This window comes from Fictibacillus nanhaiensis, assembly GCF_023715445.1.
Classification (GTDB): Bacteria; Bacillota; Bacilli; order Bacillales; family Fictibacillaceae; genus Fictibacillus; species Fictibacillus nanhaiensis_D.
Genome location: NZ_JAMBOD010000001.1, coordinates 987,044 through 1,006,700, shown reverse-complemented (window position 1 = coordinate 1,006,700; position 19,657 = coordinate 987,044). Strand labels below are relative to the sequence as shown.

Here is a 19,657-nt window from a genome sequence, read left to right as displayed (position 1 = left end):
TTACATGACACAATACCATTTTATTGGAATTAAAGGGACAGGAATGAGCCCGTTGTCACAAATCCTTCATGACATGGGTCATGATGTACAAGGATCTGATATTACTCAATACATCTTTACTCAGTCAGCGCTGGAAGAGAGAAACATTCCCGTTTTACCGTTTGACAAAAATAACATTAAAGAAGGTCAAACCATTATTGCAGGTAATGCATTTGGTGAACAGCATGAAGAAATACAAGCTGCAAATGAAAAGAATATACCGATTCACAGGTATCACCATTTTCTTGGTGAATTTCTTTCTAAATTCACATCAATCGCAGTGACAGGTTCACATGGAAAAACTTCGACAACTGGATTGCTTGCACATGTAGTAGGGGCAGCAAAGCCTACTTCATTCCTAATTGGTGATGGAACCGGAAAAGGAAGCATGGGCAGCGAATACTTTGTGTTTGAAGCGTGTGAATATCGCAGACATTTTCTTTCTTATGAACCGGATTATGCGATCATTACAAACATCGACTTTGATCATCCTGATTACTTTTCCGATCTGAATGATGTAATCAGCGCATTTCAACAGATGGCAATGCAGGTTAAAAAAGCGATAATTGCTTGCGGTGATGACGCAAATCTCCAGGAGCTGCATGCCCAAGTTCCTGTAGTATTTTACGGGTTCGAGGATCATAATGATTTTCAGGCTAAGAATATTCAGCGTGGAGACGAAGGAACGACATTTGATGTATTTGTAAGAAATACGTATTATGGCACATTCCAAATTCCTGGATATGGTACGCATAATGTATTAAATGCACTTGCCGTTATCGCGATCTGTCATTATGAAACGCTGCCAATGGATATTATTAAAGAGCAGTTAAAAAGCTTTTCAGGTGTAAAGCGCCGCTTTTCAGAAAAAACAGTTGGTGATCAAATCTTGATCGATGATTATGCGCATCATCCGACTGAGATTAAAGTCACGATTGAAGCAACAAAGTATAAATATAAGAATCGTGAGGTTGTAGCTATATTTCAGCCGCATACCTTTACACGCACAAAAACATTTCTGGATGAATTTGCAGCAAGTTTAAGTGAAGCTGACCATGTGTATTTATGTGATATTTTTGGTTCTGCAAGAGAAAATGCAGGAAATCTTTCAATCGAGAATCTTAAAGAAAAGATTCCTAATGCGGAGCTTATATCAGAAGATAACATTGACGTTCTAAAGAAGTATGATAATGGCGTTTTACTGTTTATGGGTGCTGGAGATATTCAGAAGTTTCAAAGAGCTTACGAAGAAGCACTTACAGCAACACCATAAGAAAAAGACTTGCCTTTTGCGGCAAGTCTTTTTTTATTACTTTAAGTTCTCAGGATTTAACTGTTCAAGTTCTGGCAATACGAAAACCCCATCTTTACGAATTAAGACTTCATCAAAATAGATTTCTCCCCCGCCGTAATCAGGACGCTGAATCATCACCATATCCCAGTGGATATTTGATTCATTTCCGTTATATGCTTCTTCATACGCCTGACCTGGTGTGAAGTGGAAACTTCCGTCGATCTTTTCATCAAATAAGATGTCTTTCATCGGATGCTTAATGAAAGGATTTACTCCAATTGCAAATTCCCCTACATAACGGGAGCCTTCATCAGTATCAAAGATTTTGTTGATTCGCTCTGAATCATTTGCAGTTGCTTTAACAATTTTCCCATTTTCAAACGTTAATTGCACATTTTCAAATGTAAATCCATTGTATGGAGATGGAGTATTGTAAGAGATCGTTCCATTAACAGAATCCTTTACAGGTGCAGTAAATACTTCTCCATCAGGAATGTTGTTCTGTCCAGAGCATTTAATGGAAGGGATATCTTTGATAGAGAATGTTAAGTCCGTTCCAGGGCCTGTAATACGGACTTTATCGGTTTTATCCATTAAGTCTTTTAAAGAAGACATCGCCTCATCCATCTTGCCGTAATCAAGGTTGCAGACTTCAAAATAGAAATTTTCAAATGCTTCCGTGCTCATGCTTGCAGACTGTGCCATAGAAGCATTTGGATAACGAAGAACACACCATTTTGTTTTCTTAATACGAATCTTGCGGTGCATTGCGAAAATTGTTTTTTCATATAGTGCCATCTTCTCAGAAGGAACATCAGACATCTCGTTGATGTTGTCGCCTGAACGCAAGCCGATATAAGCATCCATTTGGCTCATAAGTTCTCCTTCATGCTTAGCGATTAACTCCATTTGTTCTTCTGAAGCTTGAGAATATTGTGCACGCATTACGGAGTGATCTTTTAGCAATACAAATGGGTATCCACCGGCAGCGTAAGCTTCTTGAACGAGTGCATTAACTAATTCTTTTTGCAGCCCAAAGTTTTCAATTAGAACCTTTTCACCTTTTTGCAGGTTAACTGAGTATGTAATCAGATTTTTTGCGAGTTGTTGAATTCGCGGATCTCTCATGCGGAATATGCCCCCTAAATATATTTAATATCTTCTTTATTTTAACTTAATTTAAACAATTTGTAATGTTCAAGAAAAGGAATTTAGCAAAAGTCCGAGAATAATTAATAAAACACGTTTTCTTTGATAAAAACTCGGGAAAAAGCAATAATATACTTTCAGGAGGTGTCTCGTATAATGGAAATCATTATTTCAATCAGTGTAGCTATCATTGCAGTTGCATTTGTCGTACTCGTTTATTTTTTGTCAAGAGCTCTAAAATCCTTGCAAATAACCCTCGATAATGTCGCAGTAACGCTTGGAAGTCTGGAAAAACAACTAGACGGCGTGACGCGCGAGACAACCGATTTGTTACATAAAACAAACCAGTTAGCCGAGGATGTTCAAAAGAAATCTGATTCATTAAACCATGTTTTCTCTGCAGTACAGGATTTTGGTCAATCCGTTCAGAAGGTGAACCAATCTGTCCGCAAAGTAACTGATCAAATTACAGTTGAAACGGAGCGGCAGTCTAAGCAAATATCGCAAGCGGTTCAATGGGGGAATGCAGCATTGAATTTGTGGGAGAAGTACAAGCTCAAAAAATCCAATGTTGATTCAGCAACAAACCAATATTCTAGAGGAGGAGTGTAAATGAGCAACAATAACAACCATAACAATCAAAACATCGACAGCAAGGATTTTATGATCGGTGCTCTTGTTGGCGGAATGTTAGGGGCCGCAGCAGCATTATTGCTTGCACCAAAAGCCGGAAAAGAATTACGAAGTGACTTGAATGAGCAGGCTGTATATTTAAAGGATAAAAGTAACGAGTTTTCTCATTTAGCTCGTGAAAAATCCTCAAATATTGTACGTACTGTTTCTGAGCAATCTAATCAAGTTGCTACAAAAGTAAAAGATCTAACTTCTAATCTTCGAAAAGATATTGATAAATGGCGTTCGAAGGAAGAAGAAAATGCATCTGAATTGTACGGTGAAATTACAGATGACATTAAGGAAGAAAGGCAATTAGATTATGATCCTGCAAATGAACAAGAATTAGTAGAGCAAAAATATTGATAAGTGAAGAACAAATATGAAAAGATAAGAGAAAGAATTTAATTCTTTTTCTTGTCTTTTTATTATGGAGGTTGAAAATATGTCATTAGTTCAATTGCAAAATGAACAGGATTGGAATTTAGTAAAAGAGCAAAAAGATCGAATTATTATAATGAAAAACAGTACGACCTGTCCTGTAAGCCATGAAGCGTTTAAAGAATACCAAAAGTTTGCGTCTGAAAATGAGAATGAAACCTTATATTACTTGAATGTACAAGACTCCAGACCGCTTTCGAATCTAATTGCAGAACAAACGGGGGTTAAGCATGAATCACCACAAGTTCTGATTTTTGAAGGCAGTACGGTTGTTTGGCACGATTCACATTGGAACATTACGAATAAAAAATTGGGTCAAGCAAATGAAAAAACAAAAGCGCAGCAGTAATTTTGCTGCGCTTTTTCTTATAAATGGTCTACACAATAATCTCAAACTTTAATTCTAGGATATCTCCTGTTTCTATCTCTGTCTGGAATCCTGCTTTCTCATGATTCTTTAAAATAATTAATGTTTCACCTGGCTTAGGTGACACCGAAATATCAACTTGTGTAAAGATATCCTGGAAAATAAAAGGCTGCTGTTTTCTTTTTTCGATGAAAAGTTCGTCATTCATACAAAGAACAGAATCTTCTTCGAGAAGAACTCCGTTTCGTAAAAACTTAAATAACGGCCGGGTAAGTGTAACTTCCTCCGAGTTAAATTTAACTGAACAGGATTGATGAAGATTCAATTCAAGTGAATTGAGCAAGTCTTTTAAAGTAATCTTATTATCTTGCTGATTATCAAAACTTAGGTGATCACCACTACTCCATTTCGAGTGTTTATCTGCAATCTGACCATTTATTAAAAAGGTATCCTTTATGTTTCGATTCAAATTAACAGGTTTGCCATCAACGGTTACTGTAAATGAATAAGTCTCTTGGTTAATGTGAATACCATTCATATCCAGGATTTCATCAATTCTATTTGGAAAATAGGCTACAATTTCATCACGGTCTTTTACAAGTGACTCAGGATTGACTAAGTGATGATTAAGATAGTACTGCGTTTCAACAGAAAGTGGTTCTCCATTCAAGATTATCGTTTTTACCACATGTTCTTGTACAGCGTCTTTTACCGTAACGGAGGCGTTTTCCCCATTCTGGCCCACTTCAAAGAATATCGCAGCTCCTTCAAAAATTTTCTGGGATAAGGATGACTCTTTTCCATTCATCATGATTTTTGGCGGAGTTCCTAAAGCACCTTTAAACATTTGCACTTCTCCGTTGACCTTTATCATCAGCCCCATGCCTGGTCTGCCATAAAGCTTTGAAAGATCAGCTCCACCGGCGATTAATGCATCCCCGATGGTAAGTTTTTTTACTTCGAATAAACGAAGTATTTTTTCGTTTACAGTGACGGTAACATATTTAACAGGATTTTCTTTAGCAGCTATCCCGATTCCAACTGGGGTAACAAATTCAGGTCCTTTGTGATCGATTGAAGCTGTTAGGGAAGTAATGGCATCAATACCTCGAATCGCTGCACGTTCTATTGGCAGATTAAGTTTCTCTGCAATTTTCTCCCGCAAGTTTGGTGTCAGACTTCCGCCTCCAACAAGCATAACAGCTTGAGGTGCTTTCGCATTCAGCTGCAGGATTTCATTTGTTATTTTGTCGGCAAGATTCTCAATAGCTGGCTGTATCTTTTCGAGTATCTCCTGCTTCGATTTTTTTGAAGAAAAACCTAATATATCTGTATAGGCTACATAATCATTTTTCCACAAAGACCGTTTCATTTCCTCAGCTACAGGAAAATCGAGAAGGAATTCCGAGCTGATCGCCTCAGTTATCTCGTCACCAGCAACAGGCACCATACCGTATGCCACAACAGTTCCCTCAGCTGTTAATGCTATATCAGAGGTTCCTGCTCCTATATCCACAAGAGCCACATTTAACTTACGCATAGACGGCGGAATCAGCACATTGATCGCTGCAATCGGTTCGAGCGTTAATGCCTCCATCTCAAGACCAGCCTCACGCAAAGCCCTTATCAAAGACTCTACAACCACTCTTGGCAAGAAAGTTGCAATAACATCAACGGAAGCTGTTTTTCCTTGCTGTTCGATAAAACTTCCAATTTCCTGATCGTCCAGGTAATAATGAAGAACGGAATAACCTACACAATCGTAAGTATAATTAGATTTCTCCTCCAGCATGCTTGCAAGCTGGAACTGTGCTTGCTGAACGGCAGCCAGTTCCATATGTATTTCCTCTTCTTTTGTTGATACAGAAGCTGCTGATATATCTTTTTCTGCCCGCCCCTTTACAGTCTTTAAAGCTCTTCCTGCTGCAGCAACACATACTTTCTGCAATGGACCTGTTTCTGTTTCAAGCTCTTCTTTCATTTTTTTAATAATCTTGGCAACTGCAGGTATATGATGGATTTGTCCATCAAGCATAGAACGCTCTTCATGCTCCATCACTTTCATATGCAAAACTTCATATTTTCCGTCAGGATGCTGTTTCAATATCATACCGACGACTGAACGAGTGCCGATATCAAGTGCAAATATAATATTTTTGTCCACGAAGGCACCTCTTTTTGATACGATAGACGTAAGGAATGATTTAAATTAAACGAAGCTGTCTACTAACAGCCTAATAATTAGAAATGTATCACATTTTTTACATTTTATAAATACTGAGGTGTATAGAGATGAACCATCCTGAATTAAATACATTGCGTAACGAATTGGATGAAATGAATAAAGAGATATTGGCATTAATCAACAAACGGGGAGAGCTAGTTCAAAAAATCGGGAAGATTAAGACCTCCCAAGGAATGAAAAAGTTTGATCCTGTAAGAGAAAGACATATGCTAAACTTAATTGCTTCAAAAAATGAAGGTCCGTTTGATACAAGTACTATGCAGCATCTTTTCAAAGAAATTTTTAAGGCAGGTCTGGAACTTCAGGAAGATGATCATAGAAAGGGACTACTTGTATCGAGAAAAGAGCGGGCACAGGATACAGTTGTTTCTGTAAACGGCACTGATATTGGAAGCGGAACACCTATTTTAATAGCGGGTCCATGTGCTGTTGAAAGTTATGAACAAACAGCCGAAGTAGCACAGGCTATTACGAAAAACGGATTGAAGATCCTTCGTGGTGGAGCTTTTAAACCTCGGACTTCACCATATGATTTTCAAGGACTGGGGATAGAAGGATTAACGATTTTAAAAAAGGTCGCAAAAGAATACAACTGTGCTGTCATCAGTGAGATCGTTCATCCAGATGATTTAGAAATGGCTTCCGAGTATTTGGATATCATTCAAATCGGCGCCAGAAATATGCAAAACTATGAATTATTGAAAGCAGCAGGGAGAATAAAAAAACCAATTTTATTAAAAAGAGGGTTATCTGCAACGATCGAAGAATTTATCAATTCAGCTGAATACATTATGTCTCAAGGAAACGGCCAGATCATTCTATGTGAAAGAGGTATTCGTACCTATGAAAGAGCAACTCGAAACACGCTGGATATTACGGCAGTACCTATCTTAAAGCAGGAAACACATTTACCTGTTCTCGTTGATGTTACACATTCAACGGGAAGAAAAGATTTGCTTCTCCCAGCAGCTAAAGCAGCATTAGCAATCGGTGCTGACGGAGTAATGGCTGAGGTACATCCTGATCCTGCAGTTGCTTTATCAGACGCAGCCCAGCAGATGAACATCAGTGAATTCGAACATTTTACCGAAGAACTTGTAAAGTCTGGATTTTTAAAGGTAAACCAATTGGCTTAAATATAGGTCTCTAATGACCGGCAGCTAAATAACGCTGCCGGTTTTAATATTTAAAAAAGAGTATGATAATGTCTAATTTCGCCAAAAATAAGCAAAATAGGGTTGTTTTCTTTTAAAATCATTTCAATTAATGAATAAATCGTGAAACATGCTCCTATTCGTTGCCTACTTTACTACTTTATCGTATGATATTAGCATTACATAGCTGTCGGACATGCAGTAAAAAGGAGGACTTTTTTTGAATAAAACAATTTATGATGTGGCTCGCGAGGCAGGCGTTTCAATGGCAACGGTTTCACGCGTTGTGAACGGAAACCCAAACGTTAAGCCGTCGACCCGTAAAAAGGTTTTAGAAGCGATTGAAAGACTGGGCTATCGTCCAAACGCTGTAGCAAGAGGATTAGCCAGCAAAAAAACAACAACGGTAGGGGTTATCATCCCGGATATCTCAAGCATCTTTTTTGCTGAATTAGCAAGAGGAATTGAAGATATTGCAACAATGTATAAATATAATATTATTCTGTGTAACTCGGATCAGAATAAGGAGAAGGAAATCCACCTTTTAAACACACTGCTTGGAAAACAAGTAGATGGTATCGTGTTTATGGGGGGCAAGATTACTGAAGAGCTTGTAGAAGAATTCAAACGTGCTCCAGTTCCAATTGTTATGGCTGCAACAGTAGATATGAATGAAGAAGTGCCGTCAGTCAATATTGATTATGAAAATGCGGTTTATGAAGCCGTAACAACTCTTCTTGAAAAAGGCCATTCCTCTGTAGCCATGGTGACAGGACCTCTTGAGGATCCAATCAATGGATATTATAAATTTAACGGCTACCGCAAAGCATTAGAAAAACACGGGAAAAAGGTAGATGAAAGCCAGGTCTTTGTCGGTGAATACACATATGATTCTGGTATAGAAGCAGTTGAATCCTTCCTGGATAGCGATACCAAACCATCTGCTATTTTTGTAGGAACAGATGAAATGGCGTTAGGTGTCATTCATGGTGCGCAGGACCGTGGTTTAAAGATACCTGAAGATATTGAAGTTATCGGCTTTGACAATACAAGACTTGCTACTATGGTTCGTCCAACCCTATCAACTGTCGTACAGCCAATGTATGATATCGGAGCGGTAGCAATGAGACTGCTGACTAAATTAATGAACAAAGAAACGGTGGAAGAACATACAGTTGTATTGCCTCATCGTATTCAATTTAGAGATTCTACAAAATAAGTTCTTGATGAGGTGGGAGAATTGAAAATAGGCATTATCGGAGCGATGGACGAAGAAATCATTTATATGAAAGAATCGCTAGATATATATGGGGAAAGTGTTTTTGCACAAAACAAGTTTTATGAAGGTACACATAACCATAAAGAAGTGGTTCTCTGTAAATCAGGTGTGGGGAAAGTGAATGCAGCTATCACCACACAGATTCTGATCGACAGATTCCAAGTAACTCATATTCTTTTCACTGGTGTTGCAGGCGCCCTTGACCCCGCACTTGAAGTGGGGGATATCGTGATCTCCTCAAGTGCCTTGCAGCATGATATAGATGCATCTGCATTAAGTCCGGATTTTCCTAAAGGGACAATTCCTATGTTTCCGTTTGATTCCGAGTTTAAAGCGGACGCAATACTTATAAAATTGGCAGAAGCTGCAGCTGAAAACCTTTCTGGACCACAAGTAAAAGTTGGGAAAGTATTGAGCGGTGATCAGTTTATTGCCGATCGTGAACTGGTGGAAAACTATCGTGCGGTGTTTAATGGATCGTGCATCGAGATGGAAGGGTCTGCTGTAGCGCAGGCTTGCTTCTTAAACGAGGTGCCGTTTGTTATTATTCGTTCCATTTCCGATAAAGCAAACGGTGAAGCTCCAGCAAGTTTTGGAGAATTTACAGCTCTTGCCGCAAGACGTTCATCTGACATGGTGGAATCTATTATAGAATCATTATAAAAATGATAAAGCTGGCTCGATAAGGGAGTGTAACTGCCTCGGTGAGCCTGCTTTTTATTATGATGGAAGCAGCAGGATTTCTTGACGAAGTACATTTTGTCGAAAATCGTTATATGTAAAATAACGTGGGATTAGCATTGATAATCATTAATTGGAATTCAAATAGGAGGACTCAGCCCTGAGTCCTCCTTCATTTATGAGCTTTTTCGAATCGAATATAGACTTTTTTCAAGAGTTGCTCTATTTTTTGATGTGATTTCATCTTTTCTAGGGATGGGCTTATAGATGCCTGCTTCATCTTCCCAAGTGCGCGGCAGACGATGCTTGGCTTCTTTATCCCAGCGGGAAAGCCAGCTATCTGCGATTAGTCCTGAAGGTGCCTTATCATTCATTACACACCATAAATAAGACCAGGCTCTCGGAACGACGCGCCAAATATCATAGCCTCCGCCGCCAGTAGCAATCCAGCGGCCGCCGCAATATTTATCGGCTACTTTTTTTGCTATCCGAGGAATTTCAGCATACGTTTTCATCGTAACTGACAAGTGGGTTAAAGGATCATAATAATGAGCATCCACACCGTTTTGAGTGATGATAACATCTGGTTTAAAAAAATCGGCAACTTCCCACAAACTCTTTTCATAGCAATCTAAGAAAGATTCATCTTCTGTGAAGGCATCCACTGGTACATTGAAGGAATAGCCATACCCTTTTCCAGCGCCCTTTTCATGAATAGAGCCTGTACCTGGGAATAAGTATCTGCCAGTTTCGTGAATCGACAATGTACATACATCTGGATCGTCATAGAAAGCCCATTGAACACCGTCGCCGTGATGAGCATCTGTATCCACATACAATACACGGGCTTTATATTTTTGCTTCATATATTCGATTGCGATAGAGCTGTCATTATAGATGCAGAAGCCCGATGCCTTTCCTCTGAAACCGTGATGAAGACCACCGCTTAAACTAAGAGCGTGTTTTGCTTTTCCTTCCATGACCCAGTCGACAGCGGTTAATGTTGCTCCAACGATCCAGCTGCTGGCTTCATGCATATTTTGAAAAATTGGAGTGTCTTCAGTACCAAGACCATAATTCAAGCCTATCTCTTTGCTAAGTTTTCCTATACCCGCTTTTTTAACGGCTTCTACATATCCTTTATCATGAATAAGCAGAATCTCATCATCTGTTGCTTGTCTTGGAGAGACAATATCCTTGTCATCCAGATATCCTGTATCTTTTAATAGTTCATATGCAAGCTGAACCCGCAGCTGATTAAACGGGTGGGTATCACTAAATTTATAGCTTAGTAGATCTGGTGAATAAACAAAGACAGCATCATTTCCCATTGTTCTCACCTGGAACGGGAGGCCACTTTACTTTGTAGCCGTTATCGATTAGATGATTGATAACAGGTAAAGGATTCATCGTTCCTACCCGGAAAACAACGATCTTTTCTTTTTCATCATGAGATGGATAGACGAGAACAGAGCTTATGTTTAAGTGGAAATCTTTTAAAACACTGGCGACATTAGCAAGCTGACCTGCTTCATTTGGTACAGCTACTTCCAGATGCGAACCTGGCTGATGTGTACCAGTTAATTGTATAAAAGCATGAAGCATCTCACGTTCTGTAACTAACCCTACTAATTTCTTTTCTTCTAGAACAGGAATGCAGCTTATGTTATGTTCGTAAAAAATAGTAGAGAGTTCTTCCGCGATATCAAAAGGATGAGCCGTAAAGCCGGCATCCTTCATGATGGTTGAAACGGGTTTATCAAAATCTTCCGGATGCTCATTTTGATGAAAGATAGACGGACTCGCATCTTTTAACTCTCTGTCTGTTACAAGTCCTAGCAAATTGCCGCTGTCATCTGTGACAGGAAGATAGCGAACGTCTTTTTCGAGCATCAGTTTTAATGCAGTTCCGATCGTTTCTTCTGCATGAATCGACACCCACTTTTTTTGCATCATATTTTGAACGATCATTATCTACCACTCCCATGCTTATTATCTCTGTTATGTGAGGCGAATTTAGTACATAAATCGATTCTTAAATCGGAGCCGGTCAAACTGCTGAACGGTTTCAAGGTCTATCCGCTTGCCGATGCGCACCATTAAACAGTTGGCCGGATGTGAACTGATCTCTGGATCGTCGGTAGCCATGTATTCCAGGTCACCTGCATTCATCATCTTTTCCATAACTTTTCGGTAATCCCATACAGACAGCTTTGTTCCTTTTAAATCCCAATGCCAATAATATTCAGTTGTTATGATAATATAATCCTCCATCGCATCATCCATCATAGAAACTTTTAGAAGTGTTTTACCAACTTTATAGTTTCTGTATGCAGGAATGACTTCAATGGCACCAAGTTCCAGTAAATTTTCCATATTGCCTTCTGACCAACGCTCTAGCGGATCAGGATACACGTATGTAACATAGCCGATTACGGTATCTTTATTTCTTGCGATAATAATTCTTCCTTCATCAAGTTTAGCAATGTCAACTACAGCCTTTTTTTGTTCAATTGCTGGCCTGAATGCTTTAAGATCCTCATGAAAATAAAGGCCCTCCAATGTTTCAGAAGACACAGGTCCTTCAACGGTAATTGTGCCATGAGCAGTTTTTAAAGCTATGCAGTTATATGTTTTAATGTGTTTCATGTCTACACCACCTAGGTTTGTTTCCATCCTCTATTATACATGATATCAGCAGGATGTAAGGGTTTTCATCGTTGTTTTTATAGATAGTTCAAATAAGTTAAAAAATTTTGATAATATGTTATAATTAAAGAGATATTTAATTGGGAAGGGAGATTTAGCAATGAAACTGGAAGCGCTTCCGATAATAAAAGGTGATTTTAATCTACAAGACTATGAGGCAGCATACGGAGCATTTGATTGGAAAGACATTGAGAAAGAATTCTCCTGGCATAAGACAGGTCGAGTGAATATGGCGTATGAAGCAATTGACCGGCATGCTGCATCCCATCGCAAAAACAAAGTAGCTCTCTATTTTTCCGATCAAAAGAGAGATGAGAAGTACACGTTTAAAGATATGAAAGATATGTCTAATAAAGCAGGAAATATGCTGCGCCAGATCGGTGTAGAAAAAGGGGACCGTGTCTTTATTTTTATGCCGCGTTCACCTGAGCTTTATTTCGCATTCCTGGGTGCTATTAAACTTGGAGCGATTGTAGGTCCTCTGTTTGAAGCGTTCATGGAAGGTGCAGTAAGAGACAGACTTGAAAACAGTGAAGCAAAAGTGCTGGTGACAACGCCTTCACTTTTAGAACGTGTACCTGTAAGCGAACTGCCTAACTTAAAAAATGTTATTCTTGTTGGAGAAGATGTAAAAGAAGAAGGCCCTTATGTAAGTTATTATGACCGCATGGCTAAAGCCTCTAAAGACCTCGATATTGAATGGGTAGACCGCGAAGACGGATTAATCCTTCACTATACATCAGGCTCAACTGGTAAGCCAAAAGGTGTCCTGCATGTTCATAATGCGATGCTGCAGCACTATCAAACTTCTAAATGGGTTCTTGATTTGAAAGAAGACGATGTGTATTGGTGTACAGCAGATCCTGGGTGGGTAACTGGAACATCTTATGGAATTTTTGGACCTTGGCTGAACGGAGCTTCCAGCGTAATTAGAGGCGGACGTTTTTCACCAGAAGACTGGTATGGAACAATCGAAAAATATGGTGTAACAGTATGGTACAGTGCCCCTACAGCATTCCGTATGCTAATGGGTGCAGGTGATGAAGTTGTTAAGGAATTTGATCTGTCTACTCTGCGCCATATCTTGAGTGTAGGTGAACCTCTGAACCCTGAAGTAGTGAGATGGGGAATGAAGGTATTTAATCTTCGCATTCATGATAACTGGTGGATGACTGAAACAGGCGGTCAATTGATCAGCAACTACCCTGCAATGGAAATAAAACCAGGCTCTATGGGGAAACCATTCCCTGGTGTTGAAGCAGCAATTATTGATGACCAGGATAATATCTTGCCGCCATACCGTATGGGTAACCTTGCGATTAAAAAAGGATGGCCGTCGATGATGCGCGCGATCTGGAACAACCCTGAAAAATATGACTCTTACTTTACTCCTGGCGGCTGGTATGTGTCTGGAGATTCAGCTTACATGGATGAAGACGGTTATTTCTGGTTCCAGGGAAGAATTGATGATGTTATCATGACTTCCGGTGAACGTGTAGGGCCTTTCGAGGTGGAAAGCAAGCTAGTTGAACATCCTGCTGTTGCAGAAGCTGGGGTAATAGGCAAGCCAGATCCTGTTCGCGGTGAAATTATTAAAGCATTTATCGCATTGCGTTCTGGTTATGAACCGAACGATCAACTGATTGAAGAAATCAGAAACTTTGTAAAATCAGGACTAGCTGCTCATGCCGCTCCTCGTGAGATTGAATTCCGTGATAAGCTTCCGAAGACACGAAGCGGTAAAATTATGCGCCGTGTACTTAAAGCTTGGGAACTTGATCTTCCAACAGGAGATCTTTCTACAATGGAAGACTAAAAGAATAAAGGACAACAAAAACCCTCGAAATCAATTCGAGGGTTTTTTGTCTTTCTTTTTATTTTGTGTTGTTGCTGGTGGAGGATCCCCTGTACCTGGATCAGTTGGCGGCGGCGGGGGATCCTGTGGCTCATCAGGTTTCTCTCCATCTTCACCTGGAGGCGGAGGAGTTCCCGGTTCAGCCGGCGGTTTCTTTTCACCGACCTGAACCTTTGTTTGAGCAGCTGATTCGTTTCCAGCAATATCAACGGCAGTCACGTAGACAACTCCATTCGTAACTTTTGCAGAAGTTTTATCTGCTGTAACTGAACCGATTTTCTTAAAGGACGTGCCATCAGTTGAATGATAGATTCGATATCCAATAACATCATTCTCACCATGTGCTGACCACGTTAAGACGCCATCAGACATCTTTGTGCCTGCAACTGGTGAAGGGGCTTTGCCATTTTCTTTTAATTCTTTCTCAGGAACAATGTTGTTCAAGAGATCAATCTTTTGTGTAAGTTTATTCAATGTTTCTAATCCGAGTTCTTTTAAGAACTCTTCTTTTATAAGCACGCCTTCTTTCGTAAATTCTTCTGGCGTAGTCGGCAGTGCTTTATATTTTGCGTCTCCAACAAGTACATAACGTCCTCTTGTTAATGTATCGTCCACTTCTTTAGGAGTAAACTTTGCATTAAATAAATCAGTTGTTACAAGACCTGCACTCCGGCATAGATCTGATGGAAGTTTGCCAGATATTCCGCAGATTTCACGGCGTACAATTCCTGATGGCATCGCAAATCTTTGTTCAGGGTCCACAAGTTGAGGCGCATGTTTATGTGCAGCATTTATAAGCTGAGCCCATATAGTTTGGTTCCGCTGACCTGTGTTACCGGATAAATCAGCTGGTGTGTCATAACCAATCCAAACTCCGAATGTGACATTCGGGTTTGACGCTACAAACCATGAATCTTTATCTTCATTCGTAGTTCCTGTCTTACCAGCCCAATCAGACTGGAAGGCAAGCTTTCGAGGCACACCAGCCGCTGTACCGGATGAAAGTACATCTCTCATCATATCAATCATTAAGTAAGATGTTTGAGGACTAAAAACTTGTTTAGGTTCACTTTTATGCTGGTAGATTATTTCACCGTCATTTGTTTCTATTCTATCAATCATATAGGCATCAAGAAATTTACCGTTATTTGCAAATGTAGAGAATGCATTTACGTTTTCTTCAACAGTAATTCCTACACCTAAAGCACCAAGCGCCATTGCATTGTTAGTTCTGTCACCTTTAGTAAGGCTTGTCACACCCATCTGAATCAGTTTTTCAGTTGCTTTAGTATGATCTACTCGTTGATAAGATCTGATTGCAGGTATATTTCTGGATTTCTTAAGTGAATGTCGAACAGATACAAGACCATCGAAATCCATGTCATAATTATTTGGTTTCCACCCATTAATATTGATTGGAGTATCCGGTACAATCGTACCAGGTTGCACCTTGCCAGTTTCAACAGCATAGGAATAAGCAAGCAATGGCTTCATTGTTGATCCGTTTTGGCGAGGTGCTCTCATTGCATGGTTGGTTTGTTCTCTATTAAAATCACGTCCGCCAACAAAACTGATAATTTTTCCGGTTTTATTATCAATTAATGTTGCACCAACTTCTTCAGGCTCTGGTTTTTCAAGTTTTATTCGCTGACCGTTACTGTTATAGACATACTGATTATCAGGTCCGAATAAACCATCATTTTTTACAACCTGCTGCATCTCATCATAAATCTTTTGGTTGATCGTCGTATGAATTTTTATTCCTTTTTGTCTGACTTGAGTACGTGCGTTATCCTGATATTCTTTTAATTCTTCAGGGGTTAGATCCTCAAGTTTTTTTCCGTCTTTTTCTGCTTCTAATTTCGTTAGTACTTCGACTGTTCGTCGCTGTACTTCAACTGTTAAAAACGGATATTTTTCAAAGGAAGATTGTTTTTTCGTTGTTAAGTTCTTTTTAATATCATACTTCATGGCTTCATCATACTCGGCTTGCGTAATCTCTCCTGCAGACAGCATTCTGCTCAGAACCGTATTCATGCGTCTTAAGCCGGCTGAAATATCTTCTTTCGGTTCACCGCCATTATTAAAAGGCGTGTATACGAATGGATTTTTTGGAAGTCCTGCAATATAAGCTGATTGAGCAAGGTTTAGCTTAGATGCATCAACTCCAAAAATTCCTTCTGCCGCTGCCTGAATGCCGGCGATGTTCCGGCCAGATGAATTACGGCCAAATGGTACGATGTTCAAATAGGCTTCCAGGATCTCATCTTTTTCAAAGAATTTTTCAAGACGCATCGCTAGAAGAATTTCTTTTGCTTTTCTGTCAAAAGAAACTTCATTGGTAAGAATCTGATTTTTTATTAGCTGCTGAGTCAGCGTACTTCCGCCTGTAACGATTGCAGCACCAGAGAATTCCTCATACATGGCACGCAGAATCGCCTTAGGAACAACTCCGTCATGTTCATAAAAATATTGGTCTTCTGTTGAGATAACTGCTTTTACAACAAATGGAGAAACGTCCTTCAGTCTGATTTCCTGTCTGTCCAAATCTGATTGAAGCTTGCCCATGTATTGATTATCATCAAAGTATACTGTACTTGTTTCTTCATAATTATAGATGTCTTCTCTCATAGCAGAGAAAGCGCGTACAGGTTCATCCTTAACAAGTGAGGCAAAGAAACCTGCTCCGACGCCGGCAGCGAAAACACCGCCTAAAACAGCAAGTACTGTGACGATCAAAAACATGTTCCAAGTTACGTTATATGTAATTCGTGCTGTTCGAATAATCCTTTTCTCATTCAAAAAGTGGACAAATTTCTCCCATTTTTGTTTAAGTTCATCAAAATGAGACTTCATTTGGTACTCCCCCCCCCCTGTGTATAAGTATAACATACGGTCGAATTGTGAAAATGGGCAGTTTTTTGAATGATTAAGATTGACATGAAATTTGTCCATATGGTAAAAATAAAAGAACATAATAATGATAAAGCTTTGATAGGAATAAGTAGCAGGTGTCTCCCTGTTTCAGAAAACTGGTGGTTGATGCAAACCAGTACATAGACATTTCGTGAATTACCTCCTGGAGCTGTCCTTGTGAACCATTCAGTAGCAAGGAACCGGATAAAACCGTTATAAAATGAAGTGAAAAGCTTTTTTTGTAAGCTTTTAATTAGGGTGGTACCGCGAGATTGTAATCACGTCCCTTTCAATTTGAAAGGGACTTTTTTTATTGCCATTAAAAACAGAAAGGAAAGAAAAAAATGAACATTTTACAAGACTTGGAATTTAGAGGTCTTCTTAATCAAGTTACCGATCGAGAAGGACTTGAAAAAGAGCTTGAAAGCGGGATGGTAAAGCTATACTGCGGTTTTGATCCGACAGCTGACAGTCTTCATATTGGTAATTTATTGCCGATCCTTACGTTAAGAAGATTTCAAGAGGCAGGACATCAGCCGTTTGCGCTAGTTGGCGGAGGTACAGGATTAATTGGGGATCCAAGCGGAAGACAAACAGAACGTATTCTAAATGAAGCTGAAGTGGTTGTTCAATGGACAGAAAAAATCAAAAATCAGTTATCTAGACTTCTTGATTTTGAAAGAGAAGGCAATCCTGCTAAACCAGTAAATAACTACGACTGGCTAAGTGAACTGACTGTGATCGAATTTCTTCGTGATGTAGGGAAGAACTTTTCTGTTAACTACATGCTTGCCAAGGATTCTGTTGATTCCCGTTTAGAAGGGGGAATTTCTTTTACAGAGTTTTCCTACATGATTTTGCAATCCTATGACTTCTTAAATCTATTCAAAAAAGAAGATGTGAAATTACAGATCGGTGGAAGTGACCAATGGGGCAACATTACAGCTGGAATGGAGCTGATCCGTCGTTCAGGTGAAGAAGATAAAGCATTTGGTTTAACGATTCCTTTGATCACAAAAGCGGATGGCACAAAATTCGGAAAAACGGCATCAGGAACAATTTGGCTTGATGCTGAAAAAACAACGCCATATGAGTTCTACCAGTTCTGGGTGAATGCAGCTGATGCGGATGTAATGAATTGGCTGAAATACTTCACATTCCTGACAAAGGAACAAATTGCAGAACTTGAAAAATCAATGGCCGAAGCACCCGAGAAGCGTGAGGCTCAAAAAGCTTTAGGACGTGAAGTAACGACATTAGTACACGGTGAAGAAGCGTACCTGCAGGCTGTAAAAATTACAGAAGCATTATTTAGCGGAAATCTTTCTGACCTTACTGCAAATGAAATCGAACAAGGTTTTAAAGATGTTCCTTCGTTTACAGTAGAGAACCAGGCAGACATGAACATTGTTGACCTTTTAGTTGAAGCAAAGATCTCTCCATCTAAACGTCAGGCAAGAGAAGATATAACGAACGGAGCAGTTTCTGTAAATGGCGAGAAAGTTCAAGACCTGGAATACACGATTGGGGAAAAAGATAGAATCGAAAATCGTTTTGTAATCCTTAGAAGAGGGAAGAAGAAGTACACGTTAATCAGATACTAAACGATATAAGGAAGAACCCTTTTCATAGGGTTCTTCACTATTTCATGTAAAGGATGTGCAACGATGAAAAGAATTCAAATGGCAGATGATCTGCACTTTTCACAAATTATTCACGGACACTGGCGGTTAGCAGAATGGGATTTATCGGCTGAAGGACTGCTTCATCTTATCGAACAATGTTTAGAAGCGGGCATCACAACGTTTGACCATGCAGATATTTATGGAAACTATATGTGTGAAGAAATCTTTGGACAAGCCCTGGCTCTAAAGCCATCTTTGAGAAAAGAAATTCAGATCGTTACAAAGTGCGGAATTAAACTGGTATCGGAAAATCGGCCGCATCATAAGCAGAAATCCTACGACACAAGCAAGGAGCATATTATTTCATCTGCAGAGAATTCACTGCAAAAGATGACAACAGATTATATTGATGTACTCCTGATACATCGTCCAGATCCTTTTATGGATCCATCCGAAACAGCTGAAGCATTTCATCAATTAAAAGAACAAGGGAAAGTAAGGCATTTTGGAGTTTCAAACTTCACACCAAGGCAGATGGAAATGCTGCAGCATGAATACAATGGTCCCTTGGTGACAAACCAAATCGAATTGTCAGTGTTGCATGAAGAGCCATTCTTTGACGGAACGATTAACTATCTTCAAAAAGAAAAAATCAAACCTATGGCGTGGTCTCCTCTAGCTGGAGGAAGACTATTTAAAGGGGAAAGTGAAAAAAGTCTAAGAACAAGAAATGCTCTTGAGAAAGTAGCACAAGAAACAGGTGCGTCGTCGATCGATGAAGTGGCCTATGCATGGCTTCTTGCTCATCCTGCCGGCGTAATGCCGATTGTCGGAAGCGGACAAATGAACCGTATTCAATCCGCAATTAACGCAACGAAAATTACTTTGTCTCGTGAACAATGGTTTTATATTTTACAGGAAAGCATGGGGAAAGAAGTAGATTAAGTAAGGCTATTTCCTAGAATAGAAATTTCAGGACTAGTACTAGACAAAAAAGCAAGTAAATTTAAGAAATTATTATGAAAAGAGACAGGCTGGCCTAATCATGTACACTTAGTGTGCAATTAAAGGTCAGCTTTACTCTTTTTTTATTGTCTTATTTCTGTAAAATTGGTGTACGGGGCGAAACAAAACGGAGATTGAGCGAAACTTACGGTCTGTTGAGCGAAACATTGGATTATGGGGCGAAACTCAGGGAAGTTGGAGCGAAAACAAGAAGTTATTGGGCGAA

General features: G+C 39.5%; 16 protein-coding genes and 1 other annotated feature. Of the genes, 10 read left to right on the top strand and 6 right to left on the bottom strand.

Features of this window, described 5'->3' with window-relative positions:
- Positions 1 to 4: 4 nt before the first annotated feature.
- Positions 5 to 1,312 (top strand): UDP-N-acetylmuramate--L-alanine ligase, encoded by a 1,308-nt coding sequence (gene murC, locus M3196_RS05185; RefSeq protein ID WP_251321154.1) that lies wholly within the window; start codon positions 5 to 7, stop codon positions 1,310 to 1,312.
- Positions 1,313 to 1,348: 36 nt separating this feature from the next.
- On the opposite strand, the gene M3196_RS05180 is transcribed toward murC, so the two are convergent.
- Positions 1,349 to 2,461, bottom strand: a complete 1,113-nt coding sequence (locus M3196_RS05180; RefSeq protein ID WP_251321153.1) for an aminopeptidase — start codon at positions 2,459 to 2,461, stop codon at positions 1,349 to 1,351.
- Between the two features lie 177 nt (positions 2,462 to 2,638).
- Between M3196_RS05180 and M3196_RS05175 the strand changes: the two genes are divergently transcribed.
- The 3 genes from M3196_RS05175 (at position 2,639) to ytxJ (ending at position 3,944) form a co-directional block, all read left to right on the top strand.
- Entirely contained in the window at positions 2,639 to 3,094 is a 456-nt protein-coding gene (locus tag M3196_RS05175; protein WP_251321152.1) for a DUF948 domain-containing protein, read from the top strand.
- A complete protein-coding gene (locus M3196_RS05170) occupies positions 3,095 to 3,520 on the top strand; it encodes a YtxH domain-containing protein (RefSeq protein ID WP_251321151.1) in 426 nt (141 codons plus the stop codon).
- 79 nt (positions 3,521 to 3,599) lie between these two features.
- Positions 3,600 to 3,944, top strand: coding sequence for a bacillithiol system redox-active protein YtxJ (gene ytxJ / locus M3196_RS05165; protein ID WP_251321150.1), 345 nt, complete (start codon positions 3,600 to 3,602; stop codon positions 3,942 to 3,944).
- 28 nt (positions 3,945 to 3,972) lie between these two features.
- On the opposite strand, the gene M3196_RS05160 is transcribed toward ytxJ, so the two are convergent.
- Entirely contained in the window at positions 3,973 to 6,126 is a 2,154-nt protein-coding gene (locus M3196_RS05160) for a cell division protein FtsA (protein WP_251321149.1), read from the bottom strand.
- A gap of 128 nt (positions 6,127 to 6,254) precedes the next feature.
- On the opposite strand from M3196_RS05160, the gene M3196_RS05155 reads away from it, so the two are divergent.
- The 3 genes from M3196_RS05155 to M3196_RS05145 all read left to right on the top strand — a co-directional run bounded on the left by M3196_RS05155 (position 6,255) and on the right by M3196_RS05145 (position 9,303).
- Complete coding sequence (locus M3196_RS05155; protein ID WP_251321148.1) at positions 6,255 to 7,343, top strand: bifunctional 3-deoxy-7-phosphoheptulonate synthase/chorismate mutase; 1,089 nt, start codon at positions 6,255 to 6,257, stop codon at positions 7,341 to 7,343.
- Positions 7,344 to 7,581: 238 nt separating this feature from the next.
- Positions 7,582 to 8,580 carry a catabolite control protein A gene (gene ccpA, locus M3196_RS05150; RefSeq protein ID WP_251321147.1) on the top strand — a complete coding sequence of 333 codons (999 nt, stop codon included), beginning with the start codon at positions 7,582 to 7,584 and terminating at the stop codon, positions 8,578 to 8,580.
- Positions 8,581 to 8,601: 21 nt separating this feature from the next.
- A complete protein-coding gene (locus tag M3196_RS05145) occupies positions 8,602 to 9,303 on the top strand; it encodes a 5'-methylthioadenosine/adenosylhomocysteine nucleosidase (RefSeq protein ID WP_251321146.1) in 702 nt (233 codons plus the stop codon).
- A 194-nt stretch (positions 9,304 to 9,497) separates the two neighbouring features.
- Here M3196_RS05145 and M3196_RS05140 read toward each other — a convergent pair whose 3' ends face one another.
- Genes M3196_RS05140 through M3196_RS05130 form a run of 3 tightly spaced genes read right to left on the bottom strand, consistent with a single transcriptional unit; the run spans position 9,498 to position 11,970 of the window.
- A complete protein-coding gene (locus M3196_RS05140; RefSeq protein ID WP_251321145.1) occupies positions 9,498 to 10,652 on the bottom strand; it encodes an acetoin utilization protein AcuC in 1,155 nt (384 codons plus the stop codon).
- On the bottom strand, positions 10,642 to 11,292 hold the full coding sequence (locus tag M3196_RS05135) for an acetoin utilization AcuB family protein (RefSeq protein ID WP_251321144.1): 651 nt from the start codon (positions 11,290 to 11,292) through the stop codon (positions 10,642 to 10,644). Before M3196_RS05135 ends, M3196_RS05140 begins: the two co-directional genes overlap by 11 nt.
- 45 nt (positions 11,293 to 11,337) lie before the next feature.
- Positions 11,338 to 11,970, bottom strand: coding sequence for a GNAT family N-acetyltransferase (locus M3196_RS05130; RefSeq protein ID WP_251321143.1), 633 nt, complete (start codon positions 11,968 to 11,970; stop codon positions 11,338 to 11,340).
- Positions 11,971 to 12,130: 160 nt separating this feature from the next.
- Here M3196_RS05130 and acsA point away from each other — a divergent pair, with 160 nt between their 5' ends.
- Complete coding sequence (gene acsA / locus M3196_RS05125) at positions 12,131 to 13,846, top strand: acetate--CoA ligase (RefSeq protein ID WP_251321142.1); 1,716 nt, start codon at positions 12,131 to 12,133, stop codon at positions 13,844 to 13,846.
- A 30-nt stretch (positions 13,847 to 13,876) separates the two neighbouring features.
- On the opposite strand, the gene M3196_RS05120 is transcribed toward acsA, so the two are convergent.
- On the bottom strand, positions 13,877 to 16,741 hold the full coding sequence (locus M3196_RS05120; RefSeq protein ID WP_251321141.1) for a transglycosylase domain-containing protein: 2,865 nt from the start codon (positions 16,739 to 16,741) through the stop codon (positions 13,877 to 13,879).
- 126 nt (positions 16,742 to 16,867) lie between these two features.
- Positions 16,868 to 17,092: a binding site (T-box leader), on the top strand.
- A gap of 53 nt (positions 17,093 to 17,145) precedes the next feature.
- Between M3196_RS05120 and tyrS the strand changes: the two genes are divergently transcribed.
- Positions 17,146 to 18,405: a tyrosine--tRNA ligase gene (gene tyrS, locus M3196_RS05115; RefSeq protein ID WP_251321140.1), complete on the top strand. Its 1,260-nt coding sequence runs from the start codon at positions 17,146 to 17,148 to the stop codon at positions 18,403 to 18,405.
- A 63-nt stretch (positions 18,406 to 18,468) separates the two neighbouring features.
- Positions 18,469 to 19,371, top strand: coding sequence for an aldo/keto reductase (locus tag M3196_RS05110; RefSeq protein WP_251321139.1), 903 nt, complete (start codon positions 18,469 to 18,471; stop codon positions 19,369 to 19,371).
- Positions 19,372 to 19,657 lie beyond the last annotated feature (286 nt).

Excerpts from the sequence above, each read along its gene's own strand:
- murC (WP_251321154.1), top strand. The coding sequence starts at position 5 with ATGACACAATACCATTTTATTGGAATTAAAGGGACAGGAATGAGCCCG.
- M3196_RS05180 (WP_251321153.1), bottom strand. The coding sequence starts at position 2,461 with ATGAGAGATCCGCGAATTCAACAACTCGCAAAAAATCTGATTACATAC.
- M3196_RS05175 (WP_251321152.1), top strand. The coding sequence starts at position 2,639 with ATGGAAATCATTATTTCAATCAGTGTAGCTATCATTGCAGTTGCATTT.
- M3196_RS05170 (WP_251321151.1), top strand. The coding sequence starts at position 3,095 with ATGAGCAACAATAACAACCATAACAATCAAAACATCGACAGCAAGGAT.
- ytxJ (WP_251321150.1), top strand. The coding sequence starts at position 3,600 with ATGTCATTAGTTCAATTGCAAAATGAACAGGATTGGAATTTAGTAAAA.
- M3196_RS05155 (WP_251321148.1), top strand. The coding sequence starts at position 6,255 with ATGAACCATCCTGAATTAAATACATTGCGTAACGAATTGGATGAAATG.
- M3196_RS05140 (WP_251321145.1), bottom strand. The coding sequence starts at position 10,652 with ATGGGAAATGATGCTGTCTTTGTTTATTCACCAGATCTACTAAGCTAT.
- M3196_RS05135 (WP_251321144.1), bottom strand. The coding sequence starts at position 11,292 with ATGATCGTTCAAAATATGATGCAAAAAAAGTGGGTGTCGATTCATGCA.
- M3196_RS05130 (WP_251321143.1), bottom strand. The coding sequence starts at position 11,970 with ATGAAACACATTAAAACATATAACTGCATAGCTTTAAAAACTGCTCAT.
- acsA (WP_251321142.1), top strand. The coding sequence starts at position 12,131 with ATGAAACTGGAAGCGCTTCCGATAATAAAAGGTGATTTTAATCTACAA.
- M3196_RS05120 (WP_251321141.1), bottom strand. The coding sequence starts at position 16,741 with ATGAAGTCTCATTTTGATGAACTTAAACAAAAATGGGAGAAATTTGTC.
- tyrS (WP_251321140.1), top strand. The coding sequence starts at position 17,146 with ATGAACATTTTACAAGACTTGGAATTTAGAGGTCTTCTTAATCAAGTT.
- M3196_RS05110 (WP_251321139.1), top strand. The coding sequence starts at position 18,469 with ATGAAAAGAATTCAAATGGCAGATGATCTGCACTTTTCACAAATTATT.